The organism is Pseudomonas sp. NPDC087615 (assembly GCF_044743445.1).
Classification (GTDB): Bacteria; Pseudomonadota; Gammaproteobacteria; order Pseudomonadales; family Pseudomonadaceae; genus Aquipseudomonas; species Aquipseudomonas baetica_A.
Genome location: NZ_JBIUWM010000068.1, coordinates 1 through 26,835, shown reverse-complemented (window position 1 = coordinate 26,835; position 26,835 = coordinate 1). Strand labels below are relative to the sequence as shown.

Genomic DNA, 26,835 nt, shown 5'->3' with positions numbered 1-26,835 from the left:
TAGCGCCCCCAACTTGAGTGAGAGTGATCTTATGTGCTTGAATCATAGAGACGTCGTGATTGTCGACTTCGGTCGTACACCGATGGGCCGCTCCAAGGGCGGCATGCACCGCAACACCCGCGCTGAAGACATGTCGGCGCACCTGATCAGCAAATTGCTGGAGCGCAACGTCAAGGTCGATCCTGCTGAAGTCGAGGACGTGATCTGGGGCTGTGTAAACCAGACCCTGGAGCAGGGCTGGAACATTGCGCGCATGGCGTCGCTGATGACCCAGATCCCGCATACCTCGGCCGGCCAGACCGTCAGCCGTCTGTGCGGCTCGTCGATGAGCGCTCTGCACACTGCAGCGCAAGCGATCATGACCGGTAACGGTGACGTGTTCGTGGTTGGCGGCGTCGAGCATATGGGCCATGTGAGCATGATGCACGGTGTCGATCCGAACCCGCACATGTCCCTGTACGCGGCGAAAGCCTCGGGCATGATGGGCCTGACCGCTGAAATGCTGGGCAAGATGCACGGCATCACGCGTGAGCAGCAAGACGCCTTTGGCGTGCGTTCCCACCAGCTCGCCCACAAGGCAACTCTGGAAGGCAAGTTCAAAGACGAAATCATCCCGATGCAGGGCTATGACGAGAACGGTTTCCTGAAACTGTTCGACTACGACGAAACCATTCGTCCGGAAACTACCCTGGAAAGCCTGGCGGCCCTCAAGCCTGCTTTCAATCCAAAGGGCGGCACCGTGACTGCCGGTACTTCGTCGCAGATCACTGATGGTGCTTCGTGCATGATCGTGATGTCGGCGCAGCGTGCGCAGGACCTGGGTATTCAGCCGATGGCGGTGATCCGTTCGATGGCAGTGGCGGGTGTGGATCCGGCAATCATGGGCTATGGTCCAGTTCCGGCTACACAGAAAGCCCTGAAGCGTGCAGGTCTTGTCATCAACGATATCGACTTCTTCGAGCTCAATGAAGCTTTCGCCGCACAGGCGCTGCCAGTGCTGAAAGACCTGAAAGTACTCGACAAGATGAATGAGAAGGTTAACCTGCACGGCGGCGCGATTGCCCTGGGTCACCCGTTCGGTTGCTCCGGTGCGCGTATTTCCGGCACCCTGCTGAACGTGATGAAGCAGAATAGCGGCACCTTCGGGGTGGCCACTATGTGCATTGGTCTCGGCCAAGGCATCTCCACCGTCTTCGAACGCGTATAAGCGTCTCGTTGATGGAAGCCGGGGCCAAGTGCCCCGGTTTTTGTTTTTGTGGATTTATTTTGTTTTTTTTTGAAAAAATTTGAGTGAGGGCCGAAGCATGCCGATACAACCTGGGCTCTACCAACATTACAAAGGTCCGCAGTACCGTGTGTTCAATGTTGCACGGCATTCCGAGACCGAAGAAGAAGTGGTCTTTTACCAAGCCCTGTATGGCGATTACGGCTTTTGGGTGCGCCCTTTGAGTATGTTTCTCGAGTCAGTCGAGGTTGACGGCGAGCAGGTGCCACGCTTTGCTTTGGTGCAAGCCGAACCGAGCCTTTTTTCCAAGGCATGAGGCGAGTGCGCGCAGCACCCTGTGCTTGACCTCACCTTGTATCAACTATATATAGCGGTGCCGCGTCAGGCGCCAACCGCCTTTCACTTCTAGAATTCAGGAATTTTCTGATCCATGGGCAAATCGCTGGTCATTGTGGAATCCCCGGCTAAGGCCAAGACCATCAACAAGTATCTGGGTAACCAATACGTGGTGAAGTCGAGTATCGGCCATATCCGAGACCTGCCCACCAGCGGTTCGGCTAGCGCCAGCAAAGAGCCAGCCGCCAAGCGCGGCAAGGCTGCCGCAGGCGAAGGTCCGGTGCTCACACCGAAAGAGAAAGCGCGCAAGCAGCTCGTCTCGCGTATGGGTGTCGATCCCGATCATGGCTGGAAAGCCAAGTACGAGATCCTCCCAGGTAAAGAGAAGGTGATCGAAGAGCTGCGCCGGCTTGCCAAAGATGCTGACACCATCTATCTCGCAACCGACTTGGATCGCGAGGGGGAAGCCATTGCATGGCACCTGCGCGAAGCCATCGGTGGTGACGACAGCCGCTACAAGCGAGTGGTGTTCAACGAAATCACCAAGAAAGCGATTCAGGAAGCTTTCTCGGCGCCCGGCGAACTGGATATTGATCGTGTAAATGCCCAGCAGGCGCGTCGTTTTCTCGATCGCGTGGTTGGTTACATGGTTTCGCCGCTGCTGTGGGCCAAGATCGCCCGTGGCCTGTCTGCCGGTCGTGTGCAATCGGTTGCGGTGAAGCTGGTGGTCGAGCGCGAGCGCGAAATCCGTGCCTTCAACCCTGAGGAATACTGGGAAGTGCACGCCGATTTAGGCACTACCAAAGGTTCGACCGTGCGTTTTGACGTTGCGCGTGAGAAGGGCGAGGCCTTCAAGCCGCTGAACGAAGCCCAGGCCATGGCGGCGCTGGAGAAGCTCAAGTCTTCCAGCTACAGCATCGTCAAGCGCGAGGACAAGCCGACCAGCAGCAAGCCTTCTGCTCCATTCATCACATCCACCCTGCAGCAGGCTGCGAGTAATCGTCTGGGCTTCGGTGTGAAGAAGACCATGATGATGGCTCAGCGTCTGTATGAAGCGGGCTACATCACTTATATGCGTACTGACTCGACCAACCTCTCGGTTGATGCCGTGACGATGGCGCGTACTTACATCGAAGACGAGTTCGGCAAGAAGTACCTGCCGGAAGCGCCAAACGTCTACAGCAGCAAGGAAGGCGCACAAGAGGCTCACGAAGCCATTCGTCCGTCCGACGCCAACACCACGCCGAGCAAGCTTGCAGGCATGGAGCGTGACGCGGAGCGCCTCTACGAGCTCATCTGGCGCCAGTTTCTGGCCTGCCAGATGCTGCCGGCGCAATACCTGTCGACTACCGTCAGCGTTGGGGCGGGTGATTTCGAGTTGCGTGCCAAGGGCCGCATCCTCAAGTTCGACGGTTACACCCGCGTTATGCCGCAAATTGCCAAGCCTGGCGATGACGACGTTCTGCCTGACATGGCGCAGGGCGATGTGATGAAGCTCATCAAGCTCGATCCTTCCCAGCACTTCACCAAGCCGCCGGCCCGTTACTCGGAGGCCAGCCTTGTGAAGGAAATGGAAAAGCGCGGCATCGGTCGTCCTTCAACTTATGCGGCGATTATTTCGACTATTCAGGATCGCGGTTATGTGACGCTGCACAACCGTCGTTTCTATTCGGAAAAAATGGGCGACATCGTTACCGAGCGACTGTCGGAGAGCTTCTCCAATCTCATGGACTACGGCTTTACCGCCGGCATGGAAGAGAACCTTGATGACGTGGCTCAGGGCGAGCGTGACTGGAAGAGCGTGCTGGACGAGTTCTACGGCGACTTCAAGAAGAAACTCGAAGTAGCTGAGAATCCTGAAAGCGGCATGCGTGCCAATCAGCCGGTCATGACCGACATCCCGTGCACGACTTGCGGTCGTCCGATGCAAATTCGTACGGCTTCGACCGGTGTGTTCCTTGGTTGCTCGGGTTACAGCCTGCCGCCAAAAGAACGCTGCAAGGCTACCGTCAACCTGGTGCCGGGCGATGAAATCGCTGCGGACGACGAGGGTGAGTCGGAGTCGCTGGTACTGCGTGGCAAGCATCGCTGCCCGATTTGCAGCACAGCGATGGACGCTTATCTGCTCGATGAGAAACGCAAGCTGCACATCTGCGGTAACAATCCGGATTGCGCCGGATACGAAATCGAAGAAGGCAGCTATCGCATCAAGGGCTATGAAGGTCCAAGCCTTGAGTGCGACAAGTGCGGCAGCGAGATGCAACTCAAGACCGGCCGTTTCGGCAAGTTCTTCGGCTGCACCAACCCGACCTGTAAAAACACGCGCAAACTGCTCAAAAGCGGTGACGCGGCGCCGCCGAAGATGGATCCGGTGAAGATGCCTGAGCTGAAGTGCGAAAAGGTCAACGACACCTACATCCTGCGCGACGGTGCGTCCGGTCTGTTCCTGGCGGCCAGTCAGTTCCCGAAAAACCGTGAGACTCGTGCTCCATTGGTGATCGAGATTCTGCCGCACAAGAGCGAGATTGATCCGAAGTATCACTTCCTGTGTGAAGCGCCGCAGAAGGATCCTGATGGTCTGCCAGCGGTGATCCGCTACAGCCGCAAGACCAAGGAGCAATACGTGCAGACCGAGGTCGACGGCAAACCTACCGGTTGGAAGGCTTACTACGACGGTGGCAAGTGGGCGGTTGAAGACAAGCGCAGCGCAAAAGCCAAGGCTGAGTAGGCGTTAGCCACACACTGAAAAGGCCGCATGAGAACCCACGGGTTTTCATGCGGCCTTTTTGTTTTGTGCTTGCGGTGGGATCGGCTGATCCACGACACTGTTCGGCCTTTGTGAAGCAATTATTTCGCTGTGGAGGCTGCCGTCATGGCCCACGAACTCTATACCCGTACCAATCAGAAGATCTATTTTGCCGGCCTGTCGCTGGAAACTCTGGCTCGAGCTGAAGAGGGGCGGGCGATGAATTCTCTGGCGCTGATTCAGGCCGGACGTGAATCGGCGTTGTTTCACCTCTACGGTGCCTTGTTGGGGCTTTGCCATGAAATCGCCGGTTTCTACCGTCTGCCGCAGGCTAATGCGCCGCGGGCGGAGATGCTGCTGACGCGCGAAGTGCTAGAGTCGATTGCTATCCCCGAACTGGCTGAAATGGTTGAGTTGGCGGGCAATTCGCAAACCTGGCTGGCCAAACTGCTAGCAGCGCATTCGGCGTTGTTCCAGCCGCCGAGGGTACCGCACAAACCCAAGGGAGATGTGACACGGCCGCTGATCCAGGCGGTTAATCTGGATGAAGAAGAGGCACCAGATGAGTTGAGTCGAGATGAGTTGGAGGGCTGGCGGCAGAACCTGAAAGGTCTGGCGATTCGTTTTCGCGAAGGCTTGAATGAGTGCTGAGGGAGATTGATGCGGTGGCAATCTGAAACATGCTGCTGGTCAAGATCCCGAGCGAAGCCTGAATGATGTCTATATAATCCCTGCCTTTCGTGGAGAACAGACCTATATGCCAACGTCCTTTCTAGAAATTGTCGAGTTACCCGACGGCCGAATCGAACTGCGCAGGGCTGAGGACGAGGGTTCTCTGGTGACTCTGGATTTCTCCGAGGATGCCAAGACATTCCTGCAGGGCCAGCATGTAGAAATCGCCAAGGCGATGCTGAGCGTCGGCGTGCAGATGGCGGGTCGGATGATTGAGGGTGATTTTGACAAGGAAGAGGGGCCGCGGGTTCTTCATTGATCCCCGTCTGCTTTCCTGTTTATCCTACCGCTTCAGATCGGCTTCTCTATCCTTGGAGAAGCCCGGCGCTTCAAACAGCGCGCGCAACCAGCCAGTTAACCCAATCGAATATTCAGGCTCTGGGCGTCGCCCTTGCGTGCAGCACTGATCAGTTGTTGTCGTGAGCCCGTGTTCAGTGGATTGAGCCAGGTGACGACGGTGTGGCTTCGCCCTAGGCGCAAGGCTTCGCACGCCAGTTGCTGAGCACTTTGAGTGCCCCTCGGTTGCAGCAATAGAATGCGCTCGCGGTTCAGTCCTGCATCTCGCAACCAAGATTGGGTCAGGCTGGCAGGTGGTGCAATCAACGTTAGCCAGCGTGCGTCTTGATCATCGCTCAGTTCGCGAAGGATCGGAGCCAGCAGGTTCAGGCAGTTCCCGGTGGCACCGCGCAGTGACAGCTCACTGAATACTTCCGGTTCGGCATTCCATGGGCGCTCGACCACTTCGTTTAGGATCGGCGCCATCGGTTGCGTCAGAAACGCTTCGAATAACGGCAGTTGAGTCTGTTGAGGGGTATGTGGGAACTGCATAAAGCCTCCTTTAACGGCGGATTACGCCGACACTCAAGCCTTCGATAACCAGTTCCTGATCTTTCAGGTCGACTTCGATGGGGGCGAACTCAGGGTTTTCTGCAATCAGCCAGACTTTGCTGCCTTCCCGCTTGAAGCGTTTGACGGTTACTTCATCACCAATGCGGGCGACGACAACCTGGCCATTACGCGCTTCACGGGTGGTGTGAACGGCCAGAAGGTCGCCATCGAAAATTCCGATGTCCTTCATGCTCATGCCGTGCACGCGCAGAAGATAGTCGGCGCGAGGGTGGAAGAATGCAGGATTGATGTTGCAGGATTCTTCGATGTGCTGCTGGGCGAGGATCGGTGCGCCGGCAGCGACTCGGCCAATGATTGGCAGGGTCGAGTCGTCGGCTTTGGCTTCGAAACCGGGGATGCGAATGCCACGGGATGCACCAGGGGTCATCTCGATGGCACCCTTGCGAGCCAGCGCTTTGAGATGTTCTTCCGCTGCGTTGGGCGACTTGAAACCCAGTTCCTGAGCGATTTCCGCGCGGGTCGGCGGGTAGCCGTTGTCTTCAAGGCAGCGTTTGATAAAGGCCAGAATCTCGGCTTGGCGTGGCGTCAGCTTTAGCATATTGATCGCTCTGTCTTTTTATACAGTGACTGGGATTATATACAGTGAAGCGGTCTTGGCAATGCTCGTTTTTTTGCAGGGCGCCGGACGGTCGGCAGGCCTGCTTATTAATGCATCGGTCTTGTGTGGTTAAATAGCTGACCGACCATTCCCAAAACGAACTGGCAGGCTTGACAAGGCACAGGCTGAAACGTATGTTTCAAACAAGTGTTTGTCAGGCGGAGTAGCCATGGCCCAGTCGGAAACCGTTGAACGCATTCTTGATGCTGCCGAGCAGTTGTTCGCGGAGAAAGGTTTCGCTGAAACCTCATTGCGTTTGATCACCAGCAAGGCCGGCGTCAATCTGGCAGCGGTGAATTACCATTTCGGCTCGAAGAAAGCGCTGATTCAAGCGGTCTTCTCGCGCTTCCTCGGACCGTTTTGCACGAGCCTTGATAAAGAGCTGGAGCGGCGTCAGGCCAAGCCTGAAAACAAACCAACCCTTGAAGAGTTGCTGGAAATCCTCGTCGAGCAGGCGCTGGTGGTTCAGCCACGCAGCGGCAACGACCTGTCGATCTTCATGCGTCTGCTCGGCCTCGCGTTCAGCCAGAGCCAGGGTCACCTGCGTCGTTATCTTGAAGACATGTACGGCAAGGTATTCCGCCGCTATATGCTGCTGGTCAACGAGGCAGCGCCGCGCATTCCTCCGATTGAGCTGTTCTGGCGCGTGCACTTCATGCTTGGTGCTGCCGCGTTCAGTATGTCCGGCATCAAGGCCTTGCGTGCGATTGCCGAAACCGATTTCGGCGTCAACACTTCAATTGAGCAGGTCATGCGCCTGATGGTGCCGTTCCTCGCAGCGGGCATGCGCGCCGAAACCGGCGTCACGGACGCGGCCATGGCCACCGCGCAACTGCGTCCGCGCAGTAAATCAACGCCGGTAGCCGCCAAGGTTTAACCGCGCACGGGTGGGCGCGGCAGCTTGTATCCGCTAAGCTAGCCGCCCATGCCAACTCTCGTTCTGAACCCGTTCTCCAAAGATATCGCCGACCTGCCGGGCACCGCCCTCGGTGGCGATTTCATGTGGATCGGTTTTTTTGTTTTCAAGGAATCTCTATGACTGCTGGCCTGCAAGGCTCGTTGATGGTGGATGTCGCCGGTACCTGGCTGACGCCTGAAGATCGCCAATTGTTGCGTCAGCCTGAAGTAGGTGGCCTTATCATTTTTGCCCGCAACATCGAGCATCCACGTCAAGTGCGCGAGCTGAGCGCGTCGATTCGCGCCATACGTCCCGACCTGCTGCTGGCCGTGGATCAGGAGGGCGGTCGCGTCCAGCGTCTGCGTCAGGGCTTTGTCCGTCTACCGGCCATGCGCGCCATTGCTGACAACCCGAATGCCGAATATCTGGCCGAGCAGTGTGGCTGGATCATGGCCACGGAAGTGCTGGCGGTCGGACTCGATTTGAGCTTTGCCCCGGTACTTGATCTGGATTATCAGCGCAGTGCCGTTGTCGGCACGCGCTCGTTCGAAGGCGATCCCGAGCGTGCCGCATTACTGGCCGGTGCCTTCATTCGCGGCATGAACAGCGCCGGTATGGCGGCCACCGGTAAACACTTTCCCGGTCATGGCTGGGCGGAAGCCGATTCGCATGTGGCGATCCCGAACGACGAGCGTAGCCTCGACGAGATCCGCGCCAACGACCTTGTGCCATTTGCAAGACTCAGCAAACAATTGGCCGCGGTCATGCCCGCCCACGTTATCTACCCGCAAGTCGACTCACAGCCTGCTGGCTTCTCCCGACGCTGGTTGCAGGAAATTCTGCGCGGCGAGTTGCAGTTCGACGGTGTGATCTTCAGCGACGACCTGTCGATGGCCGGCGCCCATGTGGTCGGCGATGCCGCCAGCCGTATTGAGGCCGCACTCAGTGCCGGTTGCGACATGGGCCTGGTCTGCAACGACCGCGCTGCGGCCGAGTTGGCGCTGAGCGCTGCACAACGCATGAAGGTCAAGCCGTCCGCCCGTATTGCGCGGATGCGCGGCAAGGCGTTCGCCAGCACCGATTATCGTCAGGATCCGCGCTGGCTCACGGCTATCGGCGCGCTGAAAGATGCTCAACTGATTGATTAAGGGTTTTTCCGTTATGACGGTTTACGCAATCATCGGTGGCACCGGCCTGACCCAGCTAGAAGGCTTGAGCATTCGTCAGTCGCTGGCGGTGGACACGCCTTACGGCGCGCCATCGGCGGACGTGCAGGTTGGCGAATACGCTGGCAAGGAAGTATTGTTTCTCGCCCGTCACGGCCATCCGCACCGCCTCCCGCCGCACAAGGTCAACTACCGCGCGAACCTCTGGGCGCTGAATCAGGCAGGTGCTGAGGCGATCATCGCGGTTAATGCGGTGGGCGGGATTCATCCTGCGATGGGCACCGGGTATTTCTGCGTGCCGCATCAGATCGTCGACTACACCAGCGGCCGCGAGCACACCTTTTTCGCTGATAATCTGGAGCAGGTTACCCACATCGACTTCAGCGTTCCTTACAGCGAGCCTCTGCGTCGGCAATTGACTGCTGCGTTAACCGCCGAAGGCTGCGGATACAGCGATCAGGGCGTTTACGCCTGCACGCAAGGCCCACGCCTGGAGACTGCCGCAGAAATCGTCCGTCTGGAGCGTGATGGCTGCGACATCGTCGGCATGACCGGTATGCCGGAAGCGGCGCTGGCTCGTGAGCTGGATCTGGACTACGCCTGTCTGGCACTGGTGGTGAACCCGGCGGCGGGCAAGACCACTGAAGTCATCACCATGGCCCAGATCGAGCAGGCGTTACAGGACGGGATGGGGGCGGTGAAGTCGATCCTGTCACGCGTTTTGGCGGGTTGACGGCGTGGCTACTATAGTTGAGCGACTGGATGCTCTGCCTTGGGAAGATGTGTTCAGCCAGCGCACTTTGGACAGGGCTCTGAAGTATGCGGACGAGGATCGGCTAACGATCCTTCAGATCGACGACTCAAGGGTCGTCGCTTCGTGTGTCGGCTCTGGGATTGAGGTGTATGAGCAAGTCATTGAGCTTGTCAAAGCGGGGGGGCATTGGCGGCTCGAATGCTCTTGCTCTTGCCCCGTCATGCTTTATTGCAAGCACTGCGCTGCGGCTATTTACCACCTGAAGGAGGAAGTGCCCGTTAATCCATCCGACAGTCGCGCTCCGGTTCAACTCAATCGTGAGTTGGAGCGTTGGCTCGCCGATATACCCGCGGTGACAAAGCCTGGCGGGGAACTGGCGCAAGCGGCGAGTACGCGGCTGTTTTACAAACTCAAGGCAACCCCAGCTACAGGGAAGTGGCTGGTACAGATTTTCAAGGGTTATCAGCTAAAGAGTGGCGAGTTGCGCGATATCAAGTCGCTGTATTCGCTGTCGGACTTGCTGATCCGCCAACCTGGTTACTTATCCGAACTGGACTTGCGCATTGCCAGGCTGTTGGTTGCCATGCACTCCCATCATGCGTATTACAGCGGCTATCCTCTGGAGGGTAGCAGTGGCGCTGAATTGCTTGAGATGTTGTTGAATACCTCACGACTCTTTCTGGATTTTGAAGTGTTGCATCCTCTAACCAAAGGCGTGAGGAGAGTGGGGCGTTTTGCTTGGGCCGAGCAGCCAAACGGCAGTTTCCGTTCTCAGTGGAGCAGTGACGAAGCCGCGGTGGAGTCGCCACTGGCTGTGGAGCCTCTTTACTATCTTGACCGCGAGCGGCATCAGATCGGCCCTCTGTTTAGCGACCTGGATGAGAAACTGGCTTGTCATTTGACGCTGGCTCCGGAAATTCCGGCTCGTCAGTCGATGCAGTTTAGCCATCGCATGGGCGCTGTGACCCAGGTTGCTCCGCCGCACGCCCTCACTGATCGTGTTATCGACAACGTTCTGCCCAGGGCTCACCTCACTCTCGCCAGTGGCAAGCGTTATGCGCGCTGGCAATATGAGCTGGAGCATCGGGCGGCATTGGCGTTTACCTACAACGGACATCCAGCAACGGACAGAAATCCGGAAGTGTTGGTCCTCAGTGGTACTGAAACTCAGCGTATTCAACGCCAACCCGCCGCCGAGAAAGCCTTGCGCCAGCTCTTGACGAAGCAAGGTTTTAAAAAGGCCACGCGTAAAAGCAGTATTGACCGTCCGGGCGAGATGTTCGCCCTGCCCGATGATTCGGCCTGGCTATTATTTATGCAGGATGGACTCGCGGTGTTGCGCGAGGCTAACTGGCAAATCGATATCAGCCCTGGCTTTCATTTCAATTTGCAGCCTGTGGAGCAGTGGTATGCAGAAGTCGAGGAGGAGTCCGGGCATCAGTGGTTTGATCTGCAGCTAGGTATTGTCGTCAACGGCGAGCGGTACAGCCTGTTGCCGATCCTGTTGCATTTGTTACGCAGCCAGCCACAGTTGCTCGAGCCCTCCAGCCTGGGTCAGCGCAGCGATGATGAGCAACTCTTGATCGAGCTGGGAGGTGGTCGCCTCGCTTCCCGTGCAACTACAAAAGTCGCGCTACCCTATGGCAGGGTCAAGCCGCTGATGGCCACGCTTGCTGAGTTGTATCTGGGCAATCATCAGGGCGATGCGTTGCGCTTGAGTGCTCCCGATGCTGCGCGTCTGAGTTTGCTGGAGGGCGTGTCGCTCGACTGGCAAGGGGGTGATCGATTGCGCGCTTTTGCAAAGCGATTGCGTGAGTCGACGCATGCGCACGTCGCTGCACCCGCCGGTCTCAAGGCGCAGTTGCGTCCCTACCAGCTCGAAGGTCTGAACTGGATGCAAACCCTGCGCGAGCTGGAGGTTGGCGGTATTCTTGGCGATGACATGGGATTGGGGAAAACCCTGCAAACCCTGGCGCATCTACTCACGGAAAAGCAGGCGGGACGGCTCGATCATCCGGCGCTCGTCGTGATGCCCACAAGCCTGATACCCAACTGGCTGGATGAGTCACAGCGTTTTACTCCGCAATTGAAGGTGTTGGTGCTGCATGGCGCGACGCGTCAAAAGGATTTTGCCTGCCTTGCCGATTACGATTTGGTACTGACGACCTACGCGCTGCTGTCGCGAGACCTTGACGTTCTGCAACCGCAGATGTGGAGTGTGCTGATTCTCGATGAGGCGCAGAACATCAAGAATCCAGTCAGCAAGGCTGCTCAGGCGGCCCGTGATCTGCAGGCTCGCCAGCGGTTGTGCCTGAGTGGTACCCCACTGGAAAACCACCTGGGCGAGCTGTGGTCTCAGTTTCACTTTCTATTGCCCGGCTGGCTTGGTGATAGCAAATCGTTCAATCGCGACTACCGTACGCCCATCGAAAAACACGGCAATGCCCAGCGTATGCAACATTTGACGGCCAGGATAAAGCCGTTTCTGTTGCGTCGAAAGAAAGACCAGGTGGCGACCGAGTTGCCGCCAAAAACAGAAATTGTGCATTGGGTTGATCTGAGCGATGGTCAACGAGACGTTTATGAAACGGTTCGCGTGGCTATGGACAAGAAGGTGCGTGAGGAAATTGCCCGCAGCGGAGTAGGCGGCAGTCAAATCATTATCCTTGACGCTTTGCTCAAGCTGCGCCAGGTCTGTTGCGATCTGCGGTTGATCAAAATGCCGCTGACGCCGAAGACCCTTCGCTCCGGCAGTGGAAAACTGTCCAGTCTGATGGAGATGCTCGAAGAGCTGCTCGGTGAAGGCCGCAGAATTCTGCTCTTTTCACAATTCACTTCGATGCTCGCCCTGATCGAGCAGGAGTTGCAGCAGCGTAGTCTTGGCTATTCGCTGCTGACCGGCGAAACGACGGATCGGCGTACACCGGTGAAAGACTTTCAGGGCGGTAAAGTGCCGCTGTTTCTGATCAGTTTGAAAGCCGGCGGCACAGGTTTGAACCTGACAGCGGCGGACACAGTCATCCATTTCGACCCGTGGTGGAACCCTGCGGTAGAAAATCAGGCGACAGACCGTGCCTACCGGATTGGGCAAAACAACCCGGTGTTCGTCTACAAGATGATTGCCCGAGGCACGGTGGAAGAAAAAATACAGGCGATGCAGCAGGAGAAAGCGGCGTTGGCCGGTGCGGTGCTTGAAGGCGGTACCACTGGCGGCTGGAAGCTGGAGCAAAGCGATATTGAGGCACTTTTTGCGCCGCTGCCTGCCCCCAGGAGTTGATAGCTGAACCTTGCAGTATTGCCCCGCTGTTCCCAACCTGGATTTGTGAGCACTACAGATCCCGTGTGGGAGCATAAACTGCCCGACTGACGCCGACAGTCTTAGCGTTTCTCGAGCTTATCCGGCAACGGCGCAAACAGCGCTTCAATATCATCGCTCTGCAATTTCCAGTCCCCCGCCTTGCGCCCATCCAGCACGCCCGCCGCCAGGTCAGATTTTTCTTTCTGCAGGTGCTGAATCTTCTCTTCCACCGTGCCTCGGGCGATCATCTTGTAGACGAATACCGGCTTCTCCTGGCCGATCCGGTACGCACGGTCAGTCGCCTGATTCTCAGTCGCCGGGTTCCACCATGGATCGTAGTGAATCACTGTGTCCGCTTCCGTCAGGTTCAAACCAACACCACCGGCCTTCAGGCTTATCAGAAAAATCTGACGCTTGCCGCTCTGAAATTCCTTCACCGGCGTACGTCGATCCCGGGTCTGCCCGGTCAGCAAAGCGTAAGAGATATTGCGTTTTTTCAGCTCGTCTTCAATCAATGACAACATCGAAGTGAACTGCGAAAACAGCAGTATCCGTCGACCTTCCTCGAACAGCTCTTCCAGCATCTCCATCAAGCTGTCGAGCTTACCTGAGGTACTGCCGCGGGCGGGTAGGGTGGCATCGTTGACCAGGCGCAAATCGCAGCAGACCTGACGCAGCTTGAGTAATGCTTCAAGAATGATGATCTGGCTGCGTGCCACGCCTTTGCGGGTGATTTCGTCGCGGACTTTCTTATCCATGGCCAAGCGCATGGTTTCGTACACATCGCGCTGGGCTTCGTTGAGATCGACCCAGTGGATGATTTCAGTCTTGGGTGGCAGTTCAGTTGCAACCTGCTCCTTGGTGCGGCGCAGCAAAAACGGTTTTATCCGACCGTTGAGGTGCTGAAGTCTGACTTCACTCCCGCGCTTTTCGATCGGTACACGGTAATCGGCGTTGAAGCTTTTGACGTCGCCGAGCCAGCCGGGCAGCAGGAAATGGAACAGCGACCACAGCTCGCCGAGGTGGTTTTCCAGCGGCGTACCGCTCAAGCACAGGCGCTGGCGAGCGTTCAGTTCGCGCGCTGCTTGAGCCGCTTTGCTGTTTGGGTTCTTGATGTACTGCGCTTCGTCCAGCACCAATACGTGCAAAGGCTGTTGCGCCAGACGCTCGATGTCCTTGGGCAGCAGCGCGTAGGTGGTGAGGATCAGGTCATAGTCGGCCAAATGATCGAAATGCTTTTTGCGGCTGGCTCCGTAAAGGGCCACCACTTTCAGTTGCGGTGTGAAGTGTGCTGCCTCATCGAGCCAGTTCGGGATCAGGCTGGTGGGCATCACCACCATGCACGGGCGGTTCAGGCGTCCGGCATTTTTCTCGCTGAGAATATGCGCCAGTGTCTGCAGGGTTTTACCCAATCCCATGTCGTCCGCAAGAATCCCGCCGACCTCCAGTTGCCGCAGCGATTGCATCCAGCTCAAGCCTTCGAGCTGGTAGGGGCGCAACGTCGCGTTCAATCCCTCTGGTGCTTGTGCACTGAAATCGCGGATGTCACGTAGGCGTTGGGCAAAGGTGCGGATCTGTTCTGCGCCTTCCCAAAGCAGCGGAATGCCTTCCAGCGAATTCAAGCGTGTGGCGTCGGCCTTGCTCAGGCGCAGGGTGGTTTCCCCTGGTTCCTGCAAATAGAACTCGCCCAGTGTCGCGAGTACCGGTTTCAATCGACCCAGTGGCAGCGCTACTTGCAGCGGCCCGTGTTCGCTGTTGCGTTGCGGGACATTGACCAGAATCAGCTCGTCATCGCGGCGGCGTGCAAGGCGCTCCGGATTGAGGATTTCAGCATGGGAACGCATCAGATTGAGCAGGATCGGCAACAGGCTCAGGCGTTCGCCGTTGACGATGATCCCCAGTTCCAGATCAAACCAGTCGCGCTCTGGCGCCTGCTCTACGGTGGCGTACCAGTCGTCCACGGCGGTCAGGTCGAAGCCGAACTCTTCGTCGATCTGTAATTCCCAGCCGTGTGTGCGCAGCTTCGGCAAATCATTGAGGGTGAAGGTCAGCCAGGCGCTGTCGTTGACCATCTCATAGAGTTCGCCAGCACTTTCCGGCAAGGCTTTGCTTTGTCGCGTGGCGATACGGAAGCCGAGGATTCGTAACTGTTCGCGGTAGGACTGTTCGACTTCTGGGTGGCGTTTTATCCGCAGCGTTTGGGCTTCCTGGCGAATCAGGATGTCGCTGTTTTTCTGCCCGCTGACGTATTCGTCCAAATAACTGAAAGACAGTGCCGCACGATGCTGAATATAGCGCTGCATCTTGCCGTTACGCGGTTCGAAAGCGCTGAACTCGACACTGGCAAGCCACAGGCGTGGCAGCGGTTGCACGTTGTCGATCAGCACTTGCGGCGGGGCTTTGGGGCTGCGGTTCTCCAGTACGGCTTGAAGTTTTTCCAGCAGTTCGGCGTCTTTGGCGGCGGCGGGGAAGTCGAGGGTTTCCTGGATGTGCAGCAGCACCGCTGCGCAGTGTTTGCAGTTGATGCGAACCGGGCAGGTACACCCGGCGTCCACCAACAGCAAGGTACCTTTGGCTGACTCGCGCAGGTGAATGGTCTGACGGTAGACGTTACCGCCAGAGCCTTCGCAACTGGCGGTGATGGTCGCATCGCCGACCTGGGCGATGCGTACCCGGTTTTCCAGGGCGTAGCGGCGGCCACGCTCCAGGCTCTGTTCCTTGAATCGGCTGACCCAAGAGGGTGCCAACGGTTTGCTTAAGGGGGCGGACATAAGGACTTCGGTCAGTCCGCAATGGCTTCAGGCGCTTGCCGTGGGGCTGGAGCCGTCAGGGAAGTGATCTTGATCAGCAGGGCCAGGTGGCCGTTGTCGAGAAAGTTGAGTTGACCGTTTTTGGTGTGACTGTCCTGTCGCAGGCGTTCGCTTGAGGTGACCAGGCCATTGGCATCAATCTGATTGACCCAGAAGTCGGCCGTCACGTCGGTGAAGCGCCCGAGTTTCATCTCAAGCGTGCCTTCGATCGGGAACTGGCCGAACTGTTCTTTGCCGTCGCTGACAGCGACTTTGGTCGGTGCCTCGCCGAGGGTCTGCTGCCAGGCTTTGTGCATCAACACACTGTAATCGCGGCTGGCGGTGAGTTTGCTGGCAACGTCGCCGAGCGCGGGAGTGCGGTTGCTGTCATCGCCCAGGCGCTGGGCGCCGGCGGCCCAGTCTTCCGGCGCTGCGCGGCTGACGATGGCGGGTACGGCATTCTGACGTACCAGAATCATTTCAACTTGATAGGTGTCATCGGCAAATGCCGCGGGCGCTACCAAAGTCAGTAGCAAGGTCAGTGAGCGAAACAGGCGCATGCGGCGTCCTTCAAGCAGTTTTCGGAATGAGGCGCTCGAACAGCGCCTCTACAGTATTAAAGCGCTCTTCCGGGCGCTCCATCGGCACCTGGAACTTGAACATTGTGGCGCCTTCGAATTTGTAGCGTTTGGGCTGGCTCTGGATCAGTTTGATCAACGTCATCGGGTCAACCGGCGTCTGCGCGGCGAATTCGATACGGCCACCTTGCGGCCCGCCATCGACCTTCTTGATGCCCAGTTGTTCGGCCTGCAATTTCAGCGCAGTGATGCGCACCAGATTTTTGGTCGGCTCCGGCAGCAGGCCGAAGCGGTCGATCATCTCGACTTGCAAGTCCTTCAAGCCTTCCTCGTCAGTCGCCGAGGCAATGCGCTTGTACAGGATCAGTCGGGCATGAACATCCGGTAGATAATCTTCCGGAATCAGCGCCGGCACTCGCAGGTTGACCTCCGGGCCACCGCCGAGCGGTTGATCGAGGTTCGGTTGCTCGCCCTTGCGGATCGATTTCACCGCGCGCTCAAGCATTTCCATGTACAGCGTGAAGCCCACGGCTTGAATCTGACCGCTCTGGCCATCGCCGAGCAATTCGCCTGCGCCGCGGATTTCCAGGTCGTTGGTCGCCAGGACGAAACCGGCGCCAAGGTCCTGGGTATTGGCGATCGCCTCCAGACGCTTTTCTGCGTCCGAAGTGATTTGCTGGCGTGGCGGTGTCAGCAGGTAAGCGTAAGCCTGGTGGTGACTGCGACCGACGCGACCGCGCAACTGGTGCAACTGCGCCAGACCGAACTTGTCGGCGCGTTCGATGATGATGGTGTTGGCGCTTGGTACGTCGATGCCGGTCTCGATAATGGTCGAGGCGATCAGCACGTTGAAACGCTTGTGGTAGAAGTCGCTCATCACCTGTTCGAGGTCACGTTCGCGCATCTGCCCGTGGCCGATGCCGATCCGCGCTTCCGGCACCAGTTCGGCCAGATCGGCGGCGCATTTCTCGATGGTTTTCACATCGTTGTGCAGGTAATAAACCTGGCCGCCGCGCAGCAGTTCACGCAGCAAGGCTTCTTTGACCGTGCTCTTGTTCTGCTCCATGACGAAGGTGCGCACCGACAGGCGCCGTGCCGGCGGCGTGGCGATGATCGACAGGTCACGCATGCCCGACACCGCCATGTTCAGCGTGCGCGGAATCGGCGTCGCGGTCAGCGTCAGGATGTCGACTTCGCTGCGCAGGGCTTTGAGCTGTTCTTTTTGACGCACACCAAAGCGGTGTTCTTCGTCGATGATCACCAGCCCCAGGTTTTTGATCTTCACATCGTCGGAAAGCAGCTTGTGGGTGCCGATGACGATGTCGATCTTGCCTTCGGCCAGATCGGCAATCGCAGCGTTGACTTCCTTGGCCGATTTGAAGCGGCTCATCACTTCCACGGTCACCGGCCAATCGGCGAAGCGATCGCGAAAACTGTTGTAGTGTTGCTGGGCGAGCAGGGTGGTCGGCACCAGAATCGCCACCTGGCGGCCGCCGTGCACGGCAATGAACGCCGCGCGCATGGCCACTTCGGTCTTGCCGAAACCCACGTCGCCGCAGACCAGTCGATCCATCGGTTTCGGCGCGAGCATGTCTTCGCGCACGGCTTCGATGGTCGATTGCTGATCCGGCGTTTCTTCGAACGGGAAACCGGCACTGAACGTCGCGTAGTCGGCTTTCGGGTCGGCAAATGCGTAGCCTTCACGAGCGGCACGGCGGGCGTAGATATCGAGCAGTTCGGCAGCCACATCACGCACCTGTTCGGCGGCTTTGCGTTTGGCTTTCTGCCAGGTCTCGGAGCCGAGGCGGTGCAGTGGGGCCAGCGCATCGTCGCTGCCGGTGTAGCGAGCGATCAGGTGCAAGTTGGCGACGGGCACGTAAAGCTTGGCGTTTTCGGCGTATTCCAGGGTTAGGAATTCGGCAGCCTGATTGTCGATTTCCAGAATCGTCAGGCCCAGGTAACGGCCGACGCCATGGTCGATATGCACCACCGGTGCGCCTTCGCGCAGTTCGGTGAGGTTTTTGATCACCGCGTCGTTGTTGGCGTCGGTACGCTTTTCGCGACGGCGACGCTGCATCACCCGCTGGCCGAACAGTGGGCTCTCCGCCACCAGTGCCAGCGAAGGCGTGTCGAGCATCAGGCCTTCGTCGAGCGGGGCAATAGTAATCGCCAGGCGATCCTTGCTCGCGACAAAGTCCGGCCAACTGTCGACGGTTTTCGGCCGCACCTTCAAGCGTTCCAGCAGTTCCAGCAACACTTCGCGACGGCCCGCCGATTCGGCGGTGAACAGCACGCGGCCAGGGAACTCATCGAGGAACGCTGCAAGCGCCGCCAGCGGTTGGGTGGCTTTGGCTTCGATGGCCAGATTCGGCAGCGCTTGAGCGGGGAAGCGTTCGCGACCAGCGCCAGTGTCCACGTCCTGCTGACTGGCAACCACCCGCGGCCAGTTCTTGAGGCGGGCGAAGCAGTCTTCCACCGGCAGGAACAATTCCGCTGGTGGCAATAAAGGACGCGATGGATCGACGCGGCGTTCTTCATAGCGGTTGCGCACGTCGTTCCAGAAGTTCTCTGCCGCTTGCTCGATGCCCGGCAGCGAGAACACTTGCGTGTCCTGTGGCAGGTAATCGAACAGGGTCGAGGTTTCATCAAAGAACAGCGGCAGGTAATACTCGATACCGGCCGGTGTGATGCCACTGCTCAGGTCCTGAAAGATCGGGCAGCGACGGAAGTCGACATCGAAACGCTCGCGGAAACGCGCCTTGAAACGGGTCACCGCATCTTTTTGCAGCGGGAATTCCCGGGCCGGCAGCAGCTTGACCGAATCGACCTTGTCGATGGAGCGCTGGTTTTCCGGGTCGAAAGTGCGCAGGGTTTCGATTTCGTCGTCGAACAGATCGATGCGATACGGCAGTTTGCTGCCCATCGGGAACAGGTCGATCAGCGCGCCGCGCACGGTGAACTCGCCATGTTCGTAAACCGTGTCGACGTAGCGATAGCCGCTGGCTTCGAGCCGCGAGCGCATCTGTTCAACATCAAGTTTCTGGCCGACGTCCAGTACCAAGCTACTGCCGAGCAGGAATTTGGTCGGCGCCAGACGATGCAGGGCTGTGGTGATCGGCACCACCAGCACACCGTGCGCCAGTTCCGGCAGCCTATATAGGCTGGCGATGCGCTGGGAAATGATGTCCTGGTGCGGCGAGAACAGATCGTAGGGCAGGGTTTCCCAGTCGGGGAAATGCAGAACGGGCAAATCCGGGGCGAAGAAACTCAGCTCCTGTTCCAGTCGTTCAGCACTCTGGCTGTCGGCGGTCAGTAGCAGGGTGAAGCGCTTGGCAGCGCTGGCAGCCTCGGCAATCGCCAAGCTCAGGGCGGCACCGGGCAAGTTGCCCCAATGCTGTTTGCCTGCCTCGGCAGGGAGAAGCGGTAGACGCAGAACAGGCACGGAAGGTTGAGCTCCAGGCGTTGCGACAAAGTCGGTAATTGTAGCGGCGTCAGGTGCTGCCTGTCAGTTGCTGACTGTGTCTATCTTCGCTGATTGCGCAAAATGTAGTGGTAACCATAAAAACGAGCGCTTTTTTAGCGATTATGTAGTGCCGAAAGTGGGTGGTGTTACGGAGGGTTACGGACATCGTCTAACAGTCGTCGAAAAATTGACTGCGCTGCAGGCCCCGGTTTTACTGGGCTCGAGAAGGGCGTGATTTTTTTGAACGGGATTTTGTTACCGATTGCGCGACAAGCGCGCATTGCTACAAGAGGCTCCCGGCGGCATAATGTAGCCCCTTTTTTCTGCCCCTACATGTGGAAGGTTACCGTGACTCAGAAGCCCGACCAGTGTCTTGGTGAATGGATCGACCGTGAAGCGCTCGCAGAAGCGATGATTCCGCTTATCGGTCAGCTCTACCGCAATAACAACGTGGAGAGCTCGATCTATGGCCGCAGCCTGATCAACCAGTCTGTCATCGCGATTCTCAAAGCTCACCGCTTTGCGCGCCACCGTTCCTCCGACGACAGCGAACTCTCCGTCCACGAAACATTCCCTCTGCTTAAAGCCATGAGCGAGCTCAAGCTCGGCGCGGCTTCGGTAGACCTGGGCAAGTTGGCGTTCAAATTCCGTAACGAAGGCAATGGCCGCACCGCCGAGCAGTTCGTTCGTGAAGAGATGGCTGACGTGGTTGGCCAGCAAAACGCTTCGGCCCGCAAAGGCACCGACGTTGTACTGTACGGCTTCGGTCGTATCGGTCGTCTGCTGGCACGCATCCTGATCGAGAAAACCGGTGGTGGCGACGGTCTGCGACTGCGCGCTATCGTGGTGCGCAAAGGCGCCGATAACGACCTGACCAAGCGCGCCAGCCTGCTGCGTCGCGACTCGGTCCATGGTTCGTTCAACGGCACCATCACCATCGATGAAGAAAACAGCACCATCACCGCCAACGGTAACCTGATCCAGGTGATCTACGCGAAGAGCCCGACCGAGGTGGATTACACCCAGTACGGCATCAAAGACGCGCTGCTGGTGGACAACACCGGTGTATGGCGTGACGCCGATGGCCTGGGTCAGCACTTGGCGTGCCCGGGTATCGATCGCGTTGTTCTGACTGCGCCTGGCAAAGGCAAGCTGAAGAACATCGTTCACGGCATCAACCACGGTGAAATCACCGCTGACGACAAGATCGTGTCTGCCGCTTCCTGCACCACCAACGCCATCGTGCCGGTGCTCAAAGCTGTGAATGACAAGTTCGGCATCATCAACGGTCACGTCGAAACTGTTCACTCGTACACCAACGACCAGAACCTGATCGACAACTTCCACAAAGGCGATCGCCGTGGTCGTTCCGCTGCGCTGAACATGGTAATCACCGAGACCGGTGCTGCTACCGCTGCTGCCAAGGCCCTGCCTGAGTTGGCCGGCAAGCTGACCGGTAACGCGATCCGTGTTCCGACGCCAAACGTGTCGATGGCCATTCTCAACCTGAACCTTGAGAAAGCCGCCACCCGTGAAGAGATGAACGAGTACCTGCGCTACATGGCGCTGCACTCCGATCTGCACAAGCAAATCGACTTCGTCAACTCGCAGGAAGTGGTATCCACCGACTTCGTTGGCTCGCGCCACGCCGGTGTTGTCGACGCTGAAGCAACCATCGTTCAGGACAACCGCGTTGTTCTTTACGTCTGGTACGACAACGAGTTCGGTTACAGCTGCCAGGTTGTTCGCGTGATGGAAGACATGGCCGGTGTAAACCCGCCAGCATTCCCGCGCTAAGCTTTAGCTGCACATGAAAACGCCCCGACTTTGGTCGGGGCGTTTTTGTTTGTGCGGCTGTTGAAGGCGTCCTGTCAGGCGCCGCCGACTACCGAGGCTTGCGCCGTGCGCAGTTCATGCTTATTGCCACGAAACAGCACCAGCGTCGCAATCAACCCCAGTACCGCCGCACCGCTGAGCCAGATCCCCGGCGCAGCCTTGTTGCCCAATATATGGATCAGGTAAGTACACGCCGCTGGAGTGAAGCCGCCGAAGGTAGCCGTCGCCAGGCTGTAAGCCAACGAGAACCCGGTCGTACGAACCTCTACCGGCATGATCTCGGTCAGTGCCACCACCATCGCGCCGTTGTACGAGCCGTACAGGAACGACAGCCACAACTCGACGATCAGCAAATGACTGAAGCTTGGGTTTGCCACCAGCCACGACAGCGCCGGATAAGCCGTCAGAATCGCCAGAGTCGTCGCCGCCAGCAATAGGGGTTTGCGGCCGATCTTGTCGGATACAGAGCCCATCACCGGCAGCCAGAAGAAGTTCGACAGGCCGATGCACACCGTGACCAGCAACGCATCCAGATCCGACAGATGCAGTTCAGCCTTGCCGAAGGTCGGGGTGTAGGCGGTGATGAGGTAGAACGAAACCGTGGTCATCACCACCAGCGCCATGCCGGCGAGGACGATGCCAAAGTTCTGACCGATCGAGCGGACGATTTCCCGCAAGGTCGGGCGATGTTTGCGCGCTTGGAATTCCGGGGTCTCCTCCAGCGAGCGGCGAATGACGAAGATTATCGGAACGATCATGCAGCCGATCAGGAACGGCACGCGCCAGCCCCATTCGCCCATTTGCTCCGGACTCAGCCAGTGGTTGAGGCCGACGCCAAGCAGGCCGGCAAATACCACGGCCGCTTGTTGGCTGGCGGATTGCCAACTGACGAAAAAGCCCTTGCGCCCCGGGGTGGAAATTTCCGCCAGATAAACCGAGACACCGCCCAGTTCTACACCCGCCGAGAAGCCCTGCAGCAGGCGTCCGAACAACACCAGTAACGGTGCGGCGACGCCGAGCGTTGCGTATCCCGGTACGCAGGCAATCAGCACGGTGCCGGCGGCCATCATCGCCAGGGTAATGATCAGGCCTTTGCGGCGACCATGGCGGTCGATGTAAGCGCCCAGAAAGATCGCGCCCAGTGGCCGCATCAGGAAGCCGGCGCCAAAGGTGGCGAGCGAAAGCATCAGGGAGGCGAAGGCGCTATCGTTCGGGAAGAAGGTCTTGGCGATGGCCGTGGCGTAGAAGCCGTAGACCATAAAGTCGAACATTTCGAGGAAGTTGCCACTGACAACGCGAAAAATCGCTTTGCCTTTGCCCGTTGTAGAGGACATGTGCAGGTACTCACTATTGAATTTTTATGAAGTCGTTGCGTTCGTTTGGGAGCTAGCGGGGTCTGTAGCCCATAATGGCTGGCGCGGTTTTGCAGGGAGATGAAGAATTGTTAATTGGACGCTGGGGGTGGCTCGTGGTGCTGGCTGGCATTTTGTCCGGCTGCGGCAACGGCGACGCCATGGAAAGCTTCGGCGGCCCTGCCATGGGTAGCACGTGGTCGGTCAAGTATGTGCGCCATGCCGGTCTTGCCGATCCGGCGAAAGTTCGCAGCGAAGTGGAAGGCATCCTCGGCGAAGTTGATCGGCAACTGTCCACTTACCGTAGCGACTCGGACATCGAGCGTTTCAACGCGTTGCCCGCTAACAGTTGCCAAGCCGTGCCCGCGTCGGTGCTCGAATTGATCTGGGTTGGCGAACAACTGGCAGAGCAAAGTGAAGGCACCTACGACCTCACCGTCGAACCGCTGATGAATCTCTGGGGTTTCGGCCCGCAAGGTCGCGAAGAAAAAATCCCCGACACTGCGGCATTGGCTGAAGTGATGCTGCGTGTCGGCTATCAGCATCTGCGCATTGAGGGCGGTCAGTTGTGCAAGGACGCCGCTGTTGAAGTCGACTTCAACAGCATCGCTGCCGGTTACGCCGTCGACACAATCGCTGCCAGACTGGATGCCATGGGCATCCACGATTACCTCGCCGAGGCCACGGGCGAGCTGAAGGCAAAGGGTAAAAAACTCGACGGCTCACCATGGCGCATCGCACTGGAAGAGCCTCGCGATGATCAACAAGTCGCCCAGCGCATCATCAACGTCAATGGCTACGGCGTTTCTACCTCCGGCGACTACCGCAACTATTTTCTGCACAATGGCAGGCGCTATTCCCACACCTTCGATGCCCGTAGCGGTGCGCCGGTCCTACACAACCTCGCGTCAGTCACGGTGATTCATCCTCAAGCGTTGATGGCCGATGGACTATCGACACTGTTGCTGATTCTCGGCCCTGAAAGGGCGTGGGCCTATGCCGAAAAACATGACATTGGTGCATTCTTTGTGATTCGTGCCGATACAGGTTTCGTCATACGCACCACTCAGGCTTTCGAGCGGCTCAGTGGCACAAAAACTGACTGAGGACAGTACGAAAGCTGGCGTTGTAGTGCAGGCAAAAGTAGCCTACGACGCGACCAAGGGTTAATGTGCGCGGCGTTGACGCTTCTATAGACTGTGTCCGGGTTCATTATTGGCCCCCAATTGTTCCTTCGCGCCGCCATTCGGCGTGATTTAGCCGCAGGTGCTGCTGGCACCTCGGCCTGTTCTGAGGAGTACGCATGGCTGTCTACAACTACGACGTGGTGGTACTGGGTTCTGGCCCAGCGGGAGAAGGCGCGGCAATGAACGCCGCCAAAGCAGGGCGCAAGGTCGCGATGGTCGACAGCCGTCGCCAGGTCGGCGGCAACTGCACCCACCTCGGCACCATCCCGTCCAAGGCACTGCGTCACTCGGTGCGGCAGATCATGCAGTTCAACACCAACCCTATGTTTCGGGCGATTGGCGAGCCGCGCTGGTTCTCCTTCCCGGACGTGTTGAAAAGCGCCGAAAAAGTCATTGCCAAACAAGTTGCCTCGCGTACCGGCTACTACGCCCGTAACCGCGTCGACGTGTTTTTCGGCACTGGCAGCTTCGCCGACGAGCAAACCATCGAAGTGGTCTGCGCCAACGGTGTGGTCGAGAAACTGGTGGCCAAGCACATCATCATCGCCACCGGCTCGCGTCCTTATCGTCCGGCCGACATCGATTTCCACCACCCGCGTATCTACGATAGCGACACCATCCTCAGCCTCGGTCACACCCCGCGCAAACTGATCGTTTACGGCGCTGGCGTGATTGGTTGCGAATACGCTTCGATCTTCAGTGGTCTGGGGGTACTGGTTGAATTGGTGGATAACCGCGGTCAGTTGCTGAGCTTCCTCGACTCGGAAATCTCCCAGGCGTTGAGCTACCACTTCAGCAACAACAACATTACCGTGCGCCACAATGAAGACTACGAGCGTGTTGAAGGCGTCGATAACGGCGTGATCCTGCACCTCAAGTCCGGCAAGAAGATTAAGGCCGACGCCTTGCTCTGGTGCAATGGTCGTACCGGCAACACCGATCAGTTGGGTCTGGAAAACATCGGCGTGAAGGTCAATAGCCGTGGTCAGATCGAAGTCGACGAGGCATATCACACCTGCGTACCGAACATTTACGGTGCCGGTGACGTGATCGGCTGGCCGAGCCTGGCCAGTGCTGCCCACGACCAGGGTCGTTCGGCCGCTGGCAGCATCGTCGACAACGGTAGCTGGCGTTTCGTGAATGACGTGCCGACCGGCATCTACACCATTCCGGAGATCAGCTCGATCGGCAAGAACGAGCAGGAGCTGACCCAGGCCAAAGTGCCGTACGAAGTCGGCAAGGCGTTCTTCAAGAGCATGGCGCGAGCGCAGATCGCCGGCGAGCCGCAAGGCATGCTGAAGATCCTGTTCCACCGTGAAACCCTGGAAGTGCTGGGCGTTCACTGCTTCGGTTATCAGGCGTCGGAGATCGTTCACATCGGTCAGGCGATCATGAGCCAGCCGGGCGAGCTGAACACATTGAAGTACTTCGTCAACACCACGTTCAACTACCCGACTATGGCCGAAGCCTATCGGGTAGCGGCGTACGACGGCCTCAACCGGCTTTTTTGACGGGCTCCGGCCGGTGGCCTGAGCCGGCCGGGGAGACCGATTTCAGCAATTCAAGAGGGTGGCAGTGGCCAAACAGGGAAAGTCTGTAATCAGGCTGTCAACGCCGAAGTCGGCGAGTCTGCGCATCAGCGCAGGCTCGTTGACGGTCCATACCGACACATGCAGCCCCTGACGCTGCGCCTTCTGCAGGCGTTCTGGCGTACACAGTGTCCAGTTCAGCGCCAGAATCTCGCAACCATAGCTTGCCGCGACCTTCAACGGATCGAGCCAGGCGTACTCGGCTACTAGGCCGCGCGACACGTCCGGCACCAGATCCAGCGCCGCTTTCAATACTTCCCGCGAACTCGACGTGATCGTTACCTTGTCCAGCAGGCCATGGCGCTGAGCCATTTCTCGAATCGCCAGTACCGTGGTCGCGGCTCGGGTGCGTGAAGCGCTTTTGACTTCAAGCTGCCAGTGCTCGAAATCGCACTTCTCGAACAACTCTTCCAGCGTCGGAATCGGGCACGGCTTGATCCAGTCCGGGCCGCCCTTGCGCGCGTCGTAGGTCACCAGTTCGGCGGCAGTGTGTTCGACCACTTTGCCGCGCCGCTCGGTGGTGCGCTTGAGCGTCGGGTCATGGATGACCATCAACTCGCCGTCCTTGGACAGATGCAGATCCAGTTCGCAACGGCGCACGCCGTGCTTGAGACATTCCTGAAAGCTGGTCAGGGTGTTTTCCGGTGCTTCGCCCTTGGCGCCGCGGTGGCCGTAGATGAGGGTCACGGTGCTTCCTTAATTTAAATGCCAGATTCGTTCTGTTCGCGGGCCAGACGTCGTTCCTGAGCCTGCTTCTGCAAGATATAGCGGGCGAGCAACTGCCGCTGGGCATCGGTCAGGTGCTCGAACTCGGTGCCGACGTCATGGCCTTCACCCTTGCGGTCGCAATGGGTAACGCGGGCGCGCAGCAGCAGGCCCAGCGCCTGAGGCATCAGCACCAGTTTCACCGACAGGTGCGCACCGACCGCAATCGGCGTCGGGTACTGAAAGTCGATCCCGCCTTCGGAGATGATCACCGGTTGCGGCTCGCCGATGTGGCCGAGCACGGTCAGGGCGACCACCTGGCTAAGCAGGTCGATGCGCTTGTTCTGCGATTTCAGGAACGCGGCGATGGCCCGGTCGCGTTCGCTGATCTGGCGCAACAGGTGTTGCGACTCGAATTCACTCAGGTGCAGTTCGCTGAGCAGGTTGAAGAGTGGGGAAGCATCCTGCAACACTTCCTGGCCTGCGGCTTCGGGAGCAGACAGGGGCCTAATTTCCAGTGCGATCGTGTCCTCGAGACGGTAGTATTCGCGGCGATCTTCTTCATCTAATGTCGACATGGCGAACCCATGGTCGCGGCGGTGGTCTGAGTGTAAAGCTGGTTATCGACCCCCGCCACAAGGACGTTCCTTTTCCCTCCGAACAAGCCCCGACAT

At 58.3% G+C, this 26,835-nt stretch carries 20 protein-coding genes; 12 read left to right on the top strand and 8 right to left on the bottom strand.

From position 1 onward, the window contains the following. Positions 1-31 precede the first annotated feature (31 nt). The 5 genes from fadA to ACIOU6_RS24625 all read left to right on the top strand — a co-directional run bounded on the left by fadA (position 32) and on the right by ACIOU6_RS24625 (position 5,298). On the top strand, positions 32-1,207 hold the full coding sequence (fadA, locus tag ACIOU6_RS24645) for an acetyl-CoA C-acyltransferase FadA (RefSeq protein WP_401139157.1): 1,176 nt from the start codon (positions 32-34) through the stop codon (positions 1,205-1,207). 97 nt (positions 1,208-1,304) lie between these two features. Next, the gene (locus ACIOU6_RS24640; protein WP_042560169.1) at positions 1,305-1,541 is read left to right on the top strand and encodes a DUF1653 domain-containing protein; all 237 of its coding nucleotides are present in this window, start codon (positions 1,305-1,307) and stop codon (positions 1,539-1,541) included. 114 nt (positions 1,542-1,655) lie between these two features. Then, positions 1,656-4,289: a type I DNA topoisomerase gene (gene topA, locus ACIOU6_RS24635; RefSeq protein ID WP_401139153.1), complete on the top strand. Its 2,634-nt coding sequence runs from the start codon at positions 1,656-1,658 to the stop codon at positions 4,287-4,289. A 144-nt stretch (positions 4,290-4,433) separates the two neighbouring features. Further along, positions 4,434-4,958 (top strand): DUF6586 family protein, encoded by a 525-nt coding sequence (locus ACIOU6_RS24630; protein WP_401139151.1) that lies wholly within the window; start codon positions 4,434-4,436, stop codon positions 4,956-4,958. A gap of 106 nt (positions 4,959-5,064) precedes the next feature. Next, a complete protein-coding gene (locus ACIOU6_RS24625) occupies positions 5,065-5,298 on the top strand; it encodes a hypothetical protein (protein ID WP_221733227.1) in 234 nt (77 codons plus the stop codon). 95 nt (positions 5,299-5,393) lie between these two features. On the opposite strand, the gene sulA is transcribed toward ACIOU6_RS24625, so the two are convergent. Together sulA and lexA are read right to left on the bottom strand one after the other, a co-directional pair. After that, entirely contained in the window at positions 5,394-5,867 is a 474-nt protein-coding gene (sulA, locus tag ACIOU6_RS24620; RefSeq protein WP_401139149.1) for an SOS-induced cell division inhibitor SulA, read from the bottom strand. Between the two features lie 10 nt (positions 5,868-5,877). Then, positions 5,878-6,486 (bottom strand): transcriptional repressor LexA, encoded by a 609-nt coding sequence (lexA, locus tag ACIOU6_RS24615; RefSeq protein WP_003226590.1) that lies wholly within the window; start codon positions 6,484-6,486, stop codon positions 5,878-5,880. Between the two features lie 229 nt (positions 6,487-6,715). Between lexA and ACIOU6_RS24610 the strand changes: the two genes are divergently transcribed. From ACIOU6_RS24610 to ACIOU6_RS24595, 4 genes are all read left to right on the top strand, one after another. Then, the gene (locus ACIOU6_RS24610) at positions 6,716-7,423 is read left to right on the top strand and encodes a TetR/AcrR family transcriptional regulator (RefSeq protein ID WP_100847815.1); all 708 of its coding nucleotides are present in this window, start codon (positions 6,716-6,718) and stop codon (positions 7,421-7,423) included. A gap of 170 nt (positions 7,424-7,593) precedes the next feature. Then, on the top strand, positions 7,594-8,592 hold the full coding sequence (gene nagZ / locus ACIOU6_RS24605) for a beta-N-acetylhexosaminidase (RefSeq protein ID WP_221733250.1): 999 nt from the start codon (positions 7,594-7,596) through the stop codon (positions 8,590-8,592). Positions 8,593-8,605: 13 nt separating this feature from the next. Next, positions 8,606-9,343: an S-methyl-5'-thioinosine phosphorylase gene (locus tag ACIOU6_RS24600; protein WP_401139147.1), complete on the top strand. Its 738-nt coding sequence runs from the start codon at positions 8,606-8,608 to the stop codon at positions 9,341-9,343. A gap of 955 nt (positions 9,344-10,298) precedes the next feature. Continuing rightward, positions 10,299-12,641: a DEAD/DEAH box helicase gene (locus ACIOU6_RS24595; protein WP_401139155.1), complete on the top strand. Its 2,343-nt coding sequence runs from the start codon at positions 10,299-10,301 to the stop codon at positions 12,639-12,641. A 101-nt stretch (positions 12,642-12,742) separates the two neighbouring features. On the opposite strand, the gene ACIOU6_RS24590 is transcribed toward ACIOU6_RS24595, so the two are convergent. From ACIOU6_RS24590 to mfd, 3 genes are read right to left on the bottom strand one after another with little or no spacing between them, the layout of a single operon-like run. Continuing rightward, the gene (locus tag ACIOU6_RS24590; protein ID WP_401139145.1) at positions 12,743-15,433 is read right to left on the bottom strand and encodes a DEAD/DEAH box helicase; all 2,691 of its coding nucleotides are present in this window, start codon (positions 15,431-15,433) and stop codon (positions 12,743-12,745) included. An 11-nt stretch (positions 15,434-15,444) separates the two neighbouring features. Beyond that, the gene (locus tag ACIOU6_RS24585) at positions 15,445-16,011 is read right to left on the bottom strand and encodes a CsiV family protein (RefSeq protein WP_401139143.1); all 567 of its coding nucleotides are present in this window, start codon (positions 16,009-16,011) and stop codon (positions 15,445-15,447) included. A 10-nt stretch (positions 16,012-16,021) separates the two neighbouring features. After that, on the bottom strand, positions 16,022-19,471 hold the full coding sequence (gene mfd, locus ACIOU6_RS24580) for a transcription-repair coupling factor (RefSeq protein ID WP_401139142.1): 3,450 nt from the start codon (positions 19,469-19,471) through the stop codon (positions 16,022-16,024). A gap of 354 nt (positions 19,472-19,825) precedes the next feature. Between mfd and ACIOU6_RS24575 the strand changes: the two genes are divergently transcribed. Further along, the gene (locus ACIOU6_RS24575) at positions 19,826-21,289 is read left to right on the top strand and encodes a glyceraldehyde-3-phosphate dehydrogenase (RefSeq protein ID WP_401139140.1); all 1,464 of its coding nucleotides are present in this window, start codon (positions 19,826-19,828) and stop codon (positions 21,287-21,289) included. Positions 21,290-21,363: 74 nt separating this feature from the next. On the opposite strand, the gene ACIOU6_RS24570 is transcribed toward ACIOU6_RS24575, so the two are convergent. After that, the gene (locus ACIOU6_RS24570) at positions 21,364-22,662 is read right to left on the bottom strand and encodes an MFS transporter (protein WP_221733219.1); all 1,299 of its coding nucleotides are present in this window, start codon (positions 22,660-22,662) and stop codon (positions 21,364-21,366) included. 74 nt (positions 22,663-22,736) lie between these two features. Here ACIOU6_RS24570 and ACIOU6_RS24565 point away from each other — a divergent pair, with 74 nt between their 5' ends. Both ACIOU6_RS24565 and sthA read left to right on the top strand, forming a co-directional pair. Next, a complete protein-coding gene (locus ACIOU6_RS24565) occupies positions 22,737-23,786 on the top strand; it encodes an FAD:protein FMN transferase (RefSeq protein WP_401139139.1) in 1,050 nt (349 codons plus the stop codon). Positions 23,787-23,983: 197 nt separating this feature from the next. Then, positions 23,984-25,378 (top strand): Si-specific NAD(P)(+) transhydrogenase, encoded by a 1,395-nt coding sequence (sthA, locus tag ACIOU6_RS24560; protein WP_401139137.1) that lies wholly within the window; start codon positions 23,984-23,986, stop codon positions 25,376-25,378. A 42-nt stretch (positions 25,379-25,420) separates the two neighbouring features. On the opposite strand, the gene ACIOU6_RS24555 is transcribed toward sthA, so the two are convergent. Both ACIOU6_RS24555 and ACIOU6_RS24550 read right to left on the bottom strand, forming a co-directional pair. Further along, a complete protein-coding gene (locus tag ACIOU6_RS24555; protein WP_401139136.1) occupies positions 25,421-26,143 on the bottom strand; it encodes a glycerophosphodiester phosphodiesterase in 723 nt (240 codons plus the stop codon). Between the two features lie 14 nt (positions 26,144-26,157). Further along, positions 26,158-26,739 carry a PilZ domain-containing protein gene (locus ACIOU6_RS24550; protein ID WP_401139134.1) on the bottom strand — a complete coding sequence of 194 codons (582 nt, stop codon included), beginning with the start codon at positions 26,737-26,739 and terminating at the stop codon, positions 26,158-26,160. Positions 26,740-26,835: the final 96 nt, after the last annotated feature.

Excerpts from the sequence above, each read along its gene's own strand:
- fadA (WP_401139157.1), top strand. The coding sequence starts at position 32 with ATGTGCTTGAATCATAGAGACGTCGTGATTGTCGACTTCGGTCGTACA.
- ACIOU6_RS24640 (WP_042560169.1), top strand. The coding sequence starts at position 1,305 with ATGCCGATACAACCTGGGCTCTACCAACATTACAAAGGTCCGCAGTAC.
- topA (WP_401139153.1), top strand. The coding sequence starts at position 1,656 with ATGGGCAAATCGCTGGTCATTGTGGAATCCCCGGCTAAGGCCAAGACC.
- ACIOU6_RS24630 (WP_401139151.1), top strand. The coding sequence starts at position 4,434 with ATGGCCCACGAACTCTATACCCGTACCAATCAGAAGATCTATTTTGCC.
- ACIOU6_RS24625 (WP_221733227.1), top strand. The coding sequence starts at position 5,065 with ATGCCAACGTCCTTTCTAGAAATTGTCGAGTTACCCGACGGCCGAATC.
- sulA (WP_401139149.1), bottom strand. The coding sequence starts at position 5,867 with ATGCAGTTCCCACATACCCCTCAACAGACTCAACTGCCGTTATTCGAA.
- lexA (WP_003226590.1), bottom strand. The coding sequence starts at position 6,486 with ATGCTAAAGCTGACGCCACGCCAAGCCGAGATTCTGGCCTTTATCAAA.
- ACIOU6_RS24610 (WP_100847815.1), top strand. The coding sequence starts at position 6,716 with ATGGCCCAGTCGGAAACCGTTGAACGCATTCTTGATGCTGCCGAGCAG.
- ACIOU6_RS24600 (WP_401139147.1), top strand. The coding sequence starts at position 8,606 with ATGACGGTTTACGCAATCATCGGTGGCACCGGCCTGACCCAGCTAGAA.
- ACIOU6_RS24595 (WP_401139155.1), top strand. The coding sequence starts at position 10,299 with ATGCAGTTTAGCCATCGCATGGGCGCTGTGACCCAGGTTGCTCCGCCG.
- ACIOU6_RS24590 (WP_401139145.1), bottom strand. The coding sequence starts at position 15,433 with ATGTCCGCCCCCTTAAGCAAACCGTTGGCACCCTCTTGGGTCAGCCGA.
- ACIOU6_RS24585 (WP_401139143.1), bottom strand. The coding sequence starts at position 16,011 with ATGCGCCTGTTTCGCTCACTGACCTTGCTACTGACTTTGGTAGCGCCC.
- ACIOU6_RS24575 (WP_401139140.1), top strand. The coding sequence starts at position 19,826 with ATGTGGAAGGTTACCGTGACTCAGAAGCCCGACCAGTGTCTTGGTGAA.
- ACIOU6_RS24570 (WP_221733219.1), bottom strand. The coding sequence starts at position 22,662 with ATGTCCTCTACAACGGGCAAAGGCAAAGCGATTTTTCGCGTTGTCAGT.
- ACIOU6_RS24565 (WP_401139139.1), top strand. The coding sequence starts at position 22,737 with ATGGCTGGCGCGGTTTTGCAGGGAGATGAAGAATTGTTAATTGGACGC.
- sthA (WP_401139137.1), top strand. The coding sequence starts at position 23,984 with ATGGCTGTCTACAACTACGACGTGGTGGTACTGGGTTCTGGCCCAGCG.
- ACIOU6_RS24550 (WP_401139134.1), bottom strand. The coding sequence starts at position 26,739 with ATGTCGACATTAGATGAAGAAGATCGCCGCGAATACTACCGTCTCGAG.